This window comes from Sodalis-like endosymbiont of Proechinophthirus fluctus, assembly GCF_001602625.1.
Taxonomy (GTDB): domain Bacteria; phylum Pseudomonadota; class Gammaproteobacteria; order Enterobacterales; family Enterobacteriaceae.
The window spans coordinates 6,709-14,366 of sequence record NZ_LECR01000081.1 but is presented as its reverse complement, the minus strand read 5'-3'; the positions used below and the strand labels follow the sequence as shown (position 1 = coordinate 14,366).

Annotated in this window: 7 protein-coding genes and 3 pseudogenes; 4 read left to right on the top strand and 6 right to left on the bottom strand. The window is 50.4% G+C overall.

Annotated elements, in window-relative coordinates:
• Window positions 1–224: 224 nt before the first annotated feature.
• A pseudogene (locus BG74_RS20845) lies at window positions 225–1,112 on the bottom strand (LysR family transcriptional regulator); the annotation flags it as partial.
• Between the two features lie 265 nt (window positions 1,113–1,377).
• On the opposite strand from BG74_RS20845, the gene BG74_RS07870 reads away from it, so the two are divergent.
• Window positions 1,378–1,593, top strand: a complete 216-nt coding sequence (locus BG74_RS07870; protein WP_066597666.1) for a hypothetical protein — start codon at window positions 1,378–1,380, stop codon at window positions 1,591–1,593.
• A 330-nt stretch (window positions 1,594–1,923) separates the two neighbouring features.
• Here BG74_RS07870 and BG74_RS19065 read toward each other — a convergent pair whose 3' ends face one another.
• Window positions 1,924–2,055: a hypothetical protein gene (locus tag BG74_RS19065; protein WP_256364248.1), complete on the bottom strand. Its 132-nt coding sequence runs from the start codon at window positions 2,053–2,055 to the stop codon at window positions 1,924–1,926.
• 776 nt (window positions 2,056–2,831) lie between these two features.
• Window positions 2,832–2,984 carry a hypothetical protein gene (locus BG74_RS14040; RefSeq protein ID WP_187202788.1) on the bottom strand — a complete coding sequence of 51 codons (153 nt, stop codon included), beginning with the start codon at window positions 2,982–2,984 and terminating at the stop codon, window positions 2,832–2,834.
• A gap of 667 nt (window positions 2,985–3,651) precedes the next feature.
• Between BG74_RS14040 and BG74_RS07865 the strand changes: the two genes are divergently transcribed.
• On the top strand, window positions 3,652–4,038 hold the full coding sequence (locus BG74_RS07865) for a hypothetical protein (protein WP_066597665.1): 387 nt from the start codon (window positions 3,652–3,654) through the stop codon (window positions 4,036–4,038).
• A gap of 200 nt (window positions 4,039–4,238) precedes the next feature.
• On the opposite strand, the gene BG74_RS19060 is transcribed toward BG74_RS07865, so the two are convergent.
• From BG74_RS19060 to mutH, 3 genes and pseudogenes are all read right to left on the bottom strand, one after another.
• Complete coding sequence (locus tag BG74_RS19060) at window positions 4,239–4,373, bottom strand: hypothetical protein (RefSeq protein ID WP_256364247.1); 135 nt, start codon at window positions 4,371–4,373, stop codon at window positions 4,239–4,241.
• Window positions 4,374–4,751: 378 nt separating this feature from the next.
• The gene (locus tag BG74_RS19840) at window positions 4,752–4,949 is read right to left on the bottom strand and encodes a hypothetical protein (protein WP_187202787.1); all 198 of its coding nucleotides are present in this window, start codon (window positions 4,947–4,949) and stop codon (window positions 4,752–4,754) included.
• Window positions 4,950–5,130: 181 nt separating this feature from the next.
• Window positions 5,131–5,788: pseudogene (mutH, locus tag BG74_RS14030) on the bottom strand (DNA mismatch repair endonuclease MutH); the annotation flags it as partial.
• A gap of 708 nt (window positions 5,789–6,496) precedes the next feature.
• On the opposite strand from mutH, the gene rppH reads away from it, so the two are divergent.
• Both rppH and BG74_RS17975 read left to right on the top strand, forming a co-directional pair.
• Window positions 6,497–7,024 (top strand): RNA pyrophosphohydrolase, encoded by a 528-nt coding sequence (gene rppH, locus BG74_RS07855; protein WP_066597664.1) that lies wholly within the window; start codon window positions 6,497–6,499, stop codon window positions 7,022–7,024.
• Window positions 7,025–7,132: 108 nt separating this feature from the next.
• Window positions 7,133–7,658: pseudogene (locus BG74_RS17975) on the top strand (GAF domain-containing protein); the annotation flags it as partial.

Genomic DNA, 7,658 nt, shown 5'->3' with positions numbered 1-7,658 from the left:
GCTAAACGATCTTGCTCGTTCAGGAGAGTAAGCGTTTTCGCAGGGTGATCCGCACCAGGAGACGGAGCACTCACCGCTAGGCGGCGCTGCGTAGGTTGTCATGTACCGCCGAATTTTGTCATGTACCGCCGGCGGCAATGGCATACGCCTATCACTATATCACACTGGCGCTTATGGAGGAGGGTGAACCCTTAAGGCCCGCGCCTGGCTGTGGTGGAGTGCAGCCGGTGTAGAGGACAGATCAGGCTCACGGTGATAAGGGAGCGAGATACTGAAGGGACGGATGAGTATGCCTCTGGCCGCATAATCTAGCGTCGTTAGCGGATTGACGATCGGAAAGCCCGCCCTCAGCACGCACTATGGAGCAAACCGAAGCAGCGCTATAGGGTCCCCACTACCCCTTGTCGTTCCACTCCCGCTTGCTGAAAATGCCTATCCAGACAGTGCTGGTAGCTGTCGGTTGCGGAAAGGCTAATGTACGGCAGGATAAGGAAATTCTCCGGCGTTAATAGGGATTTGGCGTAGAGTGGAATGGCAGGGCGCCAGTACGCAAACTTCATTAATAGTCATCAGGGTTTCTCTGCTAGTGCCTGCTGGCGCTGTCTGGTTTCCGTCAGGCCCAAATTAAGTCACTGGGCGGAAAGCCACTCCTCCAGCAGTCGCGACTCCTGCAGGATAATACTTAGGCCGATTTCCGGGCGTGTGGCGTGTGGCGTGTGGCGTGTGGCGAAGAGAGCGTGACACACTTCCGGCAGTACAGCGACTAGGAAAACACCATTAGGCACGTGACAGACAGTTGCGCCTGGCGGGAAGTATTCTCGAATAGCGCGCTGCGTCAAGGATTCGGTCCATCGCAGTACGAGCTCTGTACTTCCTCGAATAGCTGTAACCCTTCATGGGTTGGCTTCAGGCGACCCTTAATTCTCTCAAACAGCGTCAGCTGCAACAGCTGCAACAGCTGCAACAGCTGTTGCAGCTGACGCCAGCTCTCACGGCTCACGGTAGGTTGAGACGTGTGAAGCAGTCCCGCCGCCTTGGTCGGACCCCGTTGTCATGACCGCCTGAAAATATCGATTTGCTGTGAGCTTACCCACCTCTATCTTCCACCTCATCTTAAAATCCATATCATAATAGATATGGATAAAAAAGATAATTTATTAATAGGAGACAATGTATTATACAGGAAAGCCCCAGCACCAGCCCACACTAACACTGCCGTGACCAACCCATCGCCTACATGAACTACCATGCCGCATGATCTTTACACCATAGAACACGCCCTGAACGCCGTTAATTTATTGCTATTGCATCAGTAGGATGGCAGCCTGGTTTGGGCGTATGAAGCGGAAACCATCAGTGCGCGTATATTGCGCAATTATGTTGTTTCTATATCGCTCGTTTCTCCTAGAAAGTCTACTCCATATCTATCTGCTGCGCCTGATGCGTAGCCAAGGCGTCAAGGTAGACTCGGTGTCGCTCGGGGAGATTGGACGCGCGCTATTTGGCCGGTTTTCAGCCGGGCAACTACCAGCCATAACATCGTTTATACCGCCGATTTGCTGGATTGAACCGACGCTGGCACGGGGTCTTTGAGCTCGGCATCCTGATCAATGCCGACTCGGCGGATATGCTGGTGCATCTTGGCGCATGCGTGCCAGGGGCACGGCATATGGCTGCTGGTCAATCCTGGTTTTAGCCATGGCTACAGCTAAAAAACTAATACCGACGGAGAAAATAGCAAACACGGTATTTGGCATTAAGATTTGCCGTAGGCCATGGTACTTATCCGTCGCTATGGCCTGCAGCTTATCGGCATACATATGCACATCAGTTCTGCATATCGGTTCGGACGTAGATTACGGCCATCTCGCACAGGCCTGCGACGCACCATGTTGTAGCAGGTCATTACTAGTGGACTGGATCTCACAGCCATTTCCTCGGGCGGCGGGTTATCAGTACCTTATCATCCGTTCGGGCGAGGAGGCGATTGATACCGATCACTACTTTGGTCTGTGGGATGATGCCTGCTAGCGGATTAGCGCACATCTCTGGCATCCGGTGACGCTTGAAATTGAACCTGACCGGTTTTGATGGCGGAAGCGGACGTGCTTGTGTCGTAGTTCAGGGCGGTCAAAGATATGGGCAGCCGCCACTTCGTGCTGGGGACACCAGATTTAACGATTTAATACGCCCGGCGATGTACGTTAGCTAAGCTATCACGCTGCTGCTAGCGGGCGGTTGCAACCACGGCGCGATACTGTGGTAGGGCAACTTTGTGAGTCCAGCGATGTTTTTACCCAAACTGCCGTCGGCGCCGCTGCAAGCGAAGCGCTATTTGACTGGGAAATATTATTGACATGAAAGAAGTATTAGAGGTCAGCTTCCTCCCCGTTGTATGCAGCGGGGTATCGCCGACGTGATGATGCTTAAAATGCCGTCTAAGCGTTTAAGGGGTTCTCAGGTAAGGCGATACTCACGGTGCGCTGCTATTGCAAAACACGAGTGGGCTGCTAGACGATGCTTATGGCGAAAGATTTTAGCTCCAGCGCAATGTGATCGCCCTCGAGCCCGATGAAGAGAGTTTGCCGCTAGTCGCGAATTTATCCTCGAATGCGGGTGCCTTGGTTGCGGTACACCGCCAACCTGGATGATCCTACAGTCTGCCGCCAGCGCGCTGTGGATGCCGGCGGGCACATCTTTAAACACCAAACAGCCGCTAAGTCGCGATGTCGAATAATTTTTCGCCCAGCTGATAGGGCTCGCATCGGGTTTACTGCAGGTCACCTCATTGGCGTCCACCATTAGTGCGGGCAACGGCAGTCGCCAGTATGTCATTCTGTGCCGGGTTTACCAGCCCGCGGCGGGCTAGCGGAATTCACCACGGTCCATGGGACATCGCCGAGCGTACTGAGGAAGCGGCCGGCTCTCGGGATTTCCAGTGCTTTGCCGCCAAATTCAATCTCCAAGCCGTCAAGCAGCACCACTACCTATTCTTCCAGCCCAGCGGTAAATGGGGGAGACCAATGGATGACGCCACGAGAATGAACCTTATGACAAATACTCAGTACATGCTGGGTTGCAATTATGATTGATGCGATACCAGTGACGACAGATAAATTTAATCTGATGCGTGGAGTAGACCAGTATTAATTATATTATCTCTGGTTGGGAAGGGTGATAGTCAAACTATGACCTCCGTTGTTTTTTCTGCTGGGAAGACCTGTATATCCTAAATAGATACAGGTTTTTAACAAATAGAAGTCGAAAATTGCGTGCGCTCTTGGGGTAAATCATACTTATTAAACACCGCCGGCAACACTTCTACCTCAGTGATACGGACGTCTGGCCGGAGAGGGAAATGCAACATTTAGTTGAATATATATGATATATATCATATAATAAATATGATACTATTTTTATTTGCCGATAATCTGCGAGGATTTGTACATAATGAAGGGACACTGCAGATTAATTATTCATGACAGTTCAACATAAAAAGGTAATTTTTATAATTGAAAAAAGTTAATTGGAGATAGGAGGTTAGAATGGACATTCGGCAACTCCGGACGTTTATCACTCTAGCTGAGTGCCTGAGCTATCGAGAAGCACCGGAGAGGTTGTGGCTGACACAACCCATACTGATAGATCAAGGTGTTGGAGGCGGAAATCAGTTTAGTACTGTTTTTGCATAAAAATCACGGTACCCAAGCTCAGCCGTCATGGTCAGTAGTTTTATCAAGACGCGAAAAAATAATCGGTCAGTTCAACTCCTTCAAGATGCTATCCCAGCAATTGACCAATGGCAAGAGTGGCAAGTTATCGCTGGGTTTATTTCTTCGGCGACGCTGGCGGGTGCTGGCCATTATCACCGCCTTCCAGAATGCCTTCCAAATCTCGATATCCATCCTGAGTTGCAAGATATCTCTCTTTGCCGGTGCAGAAAAAGAGCATCCTGAGTGGTCAACTGCGGGCGGATTTTATGTGTATCCCGGTTGCTGCCGCCGTTGTCGTTCCATAAAACCGGCTCGGACTACTTAATAATTTATCCTTCATAATAGCTGTTGGCATCAGCAAGGAACCACTGTATCAGCTTTAACGTCGCTGTACGCTCTTTACCGTGAACGCAGAAAATTGCCCTGGTTCGGCGCTGAAAATCAATAAGTTCATCGCCGCGAACGGCATCCAACGCTCGCAAGATGTGATGTAATGTATCAGCGATACCAAGATCTTAAAGTAAATCAGAGCGACAAAGATGCCGCCCCTAGCGCGTTACCAAGGAAGATCGATGTATCCCCACCCGGCAGCAGGCTGGAAATGACGTGTATATCCAGCAGAAAACCCAGGGTAATAAACGCGCCAGCTATGATACCCAAGATCAGCATACTGGTAAGGAGACTTGACTTTTCACGACGACGGTATGCGTGGCAATTGAAGCAACTTCTTTGGGTGAATAAAAGGACATGTGATTCGCATGTTAATAGAATGATAAGGTGCCACGCATAGTAGCTTCTCACTTCGGTGAAGCTAACATTAAAATAGACGAGTCACGGCAAAAAAGTGTTAACGACCTCGCTCTGATTCAGCGGCTGAGTCATATCAACGCTGCGTTCTTTCATTTGCCGAGCAAATCGCCCGTTTCCCAGCGCAGTAGAATCAGTTCCGCAGCCAGTGACTGGCACAGCATTGCGGTAAGTAGGTGATGGGGAAGCGGTATTTATCTGAATTATATTCACCGGTAATATGCGTTGGCCTCAATAAATATCAACAACGTCGTATAGGCGCTCCGACGCCGGCAGTGTCACGGAACGGAGACGCACCAGCGTCGAGTTGAACATATTGGTTACCTCTGGCAGCGGCTCACCGTTGGTCAGCGCGCGATATGTGCCTCTTGAATGGCCATGACCACTACCGGGCAGCGGATGGTGGTCAAATGGGGCTGCAGATAGCACGATATCAGCATATCATCGAAGCCGGACCAGAGATATATCTTGCGGCACCTTTATTTATGTCGTTATCGCTGAGTACCGTCATCGTACTGACGGCTGTCGAGTTTTTATAGCAGGCAATGGAAGAAAAATTGCGGGCGCGGCCCAGAAAGTTTGATAATCGCCTGTTCCCCACCCACCTCATATGGCGTGCCAAAGCAGCCGGCCATTGAACTTTTTTCAGATAGAAACCAAGCGGCAGTGTTAAGATCGGCTGGCCAAAATTTACCGACAACGACGGTCAGCGCCCGACTATTGGTGGCTTTTGGTCACAGCTGTAAACACCTCGCCTTGGCGGGCGGTGATGCGTTCTACCTTGCCCAACACGATAAGATCTATAAGCTCTTTCCAGTCGGGTTGCAGTTGTAGCTCTTCCTCCGTGTCCGGGCTCCACAAGAGCGGAGCTCCGATGCGGTGTCGCGCCAGTGGGGTTGTTCGCTGACTCTCGACCGGGATCCAGAGCACCCGGGCCGGCTTATAACGCACGTGGCTGGTTTCCCAGATAACGCCGATATTGCCGGTCAGAGGTGCCACGCAAACAAAAGTAGCCTATAACGGCCGTCCGCCGCTATACACCGGAATGGTTTTCAACCCTACGTCGATGGTGGCAAAATCTTACTCGGACTTACTGCCGGTGCTGGCACCCAGATAGTGTTCCAAGAGGACGCTAGTAAACCTTTTGTCGCGCTTGAGATTAGAGGGGATCGGTAGACCGGCTTGGGCAGATAACTCCCCAAGGTATAACCCACCAGCGCGTCGGCGCGGCGCAGTAGTTTCCTTTCATCGGTGGGGTAGGGATGCAAAGGAAAGTGGAATCAGGCTGTTCATTTCTTGGTCATGAACTGAATAAAAACTAAGCACCTGCGGCACATCTGCGCTGCTAACGTGTGTGCCGGATGGAAAAAAATAATAATATAATGATATTAAACACTTTTTAATGATATCAACAGGGACAATGGCACAAGCCCGAAAGTAGTTGTACACCCGCTACGGGCAACAATAAACAGGATCTTACACCATGTTATTCACAGATTTTCTGGATAACCCGGTCAATCGACGAGTACTGTTTCTATTTATAGCTTTTATAGCGCCGTTTTAGCCTATTTGTCCATTGTATTTGCGACGTATATCCGTTTTTCTGTGGATAAAATCATCGATGGTTTGTTTTTTTATCCATACTTGGTGAAGAGATTTTTCACCGCGTCGTCATCGCGCCTTTCTTGGCGAGGGTAAGCATTTTAGTCTGTTGCTCTTCATTCTCTTTTTTTATTCTCAGCACGGGCGTTTGAGGAAATGTTTTACCCATCTAATCCATAGTTGCACACAAATATATCTACAGAAAAAGTGCATAAAATGGCGATCTCTTGCTACTAGCTGTTTATAACTTGACGCCATTAAGTTGGTCCGAAGGGTATTATTCACCGGCGATTAGTGAGAAGAAGTAGTTTACCGTTCAGAGCGAGTATGAAACAATCAGAACATCGTACATTTTATGTAATCGAGGTAGTCCGGTGATCGATGATAATGGCTACCGCCCGAATGTTGGTATTGTAATCTGTAATCTCGACGGGCAGGTGCTATGGGCCAGGCGATACGGACAGCATTCCTGGCAGTTCCCCCAGGGCGGCATCAACGCTGGTGAGACCGCGGAGCAGGCGATGTACCGCGAGTTGTTCGAGGAGGTCGGTCTGAGCCGCAAAGATGTGCGCATTCTGGCCTCGACGCGTAACTGGCTGCGTTATAATCTTCCTAGGCGGTTGGTACGCTGGGACACAAAGCCGGTGTGTATTGGTCAGAAGCAAAAATGGTTTCTACTACAGCTCATGTGTCCGGATGTGGATATCAATATGCAGCGCGGAGGGATACCTGAATTTGACGGCTGGCGCTGGGTCAGCTTCTGGTACCCGGTACGTCAGGTCGTTTTCTTTAAACGGGACGTATACCGCCGGGTGATGAAGGAATTTTCCGGCGTCATGATGCCGCTACAGGAAACTGTGGTGCAGCGTTCCGCGCCGGCACACAGACGGAAAAGAGGCTAAGTCACGCAGATTGTGCTCACGCGTTTGCTGTAAATCGTTGAAAAGGTCGCCGCCGCGCCACGTTTGTCGGATTCATTTGACATTCTGGTTAATGAAACCTGTCGGGCGATGAATACTAAAGTCTGTTCGGTTTATTTAGCCGATAACGATCGGCTCTGCTATCACCTGACGGCGACGCGCAGTTTATTTAAACTGCGCGGGCTCGCGCCGATCACGCTGGCATTTGACTAAGAGGTTGTCGGCCTGGTCGGACGGTTGGTTGAGATGATTAACCTAGCAGACGCCAACACCCATCCTAATTTCAAATACTTTCTAGCAGTGAAAAAAGAGCGTTTTCGTTCCTTTCTAGGCGTGCCGATTATCCATCACCGTCAGTTGCTCAGCGTACTGACGTCAGTTGCTCAGTGCACTGGTGGTGCAGCAGCGCGAGCACTGGCAGTTCGACGAGAGAGAAGAATCATTTATGGTCACACTGGCTGCGCAGATGGCCGGCATTCTATCCCAGTCGCATCTCAACGCGCTGTTCAGCCAATACCTCCAGACTCGTATTCGTGCCCTGGCGACCACGCCGGTGTTAGCTGTCTCTCAGGGATAGGTGGTCAGCAGCCAGCTTTCCCTCGACCAAGTTTATCAG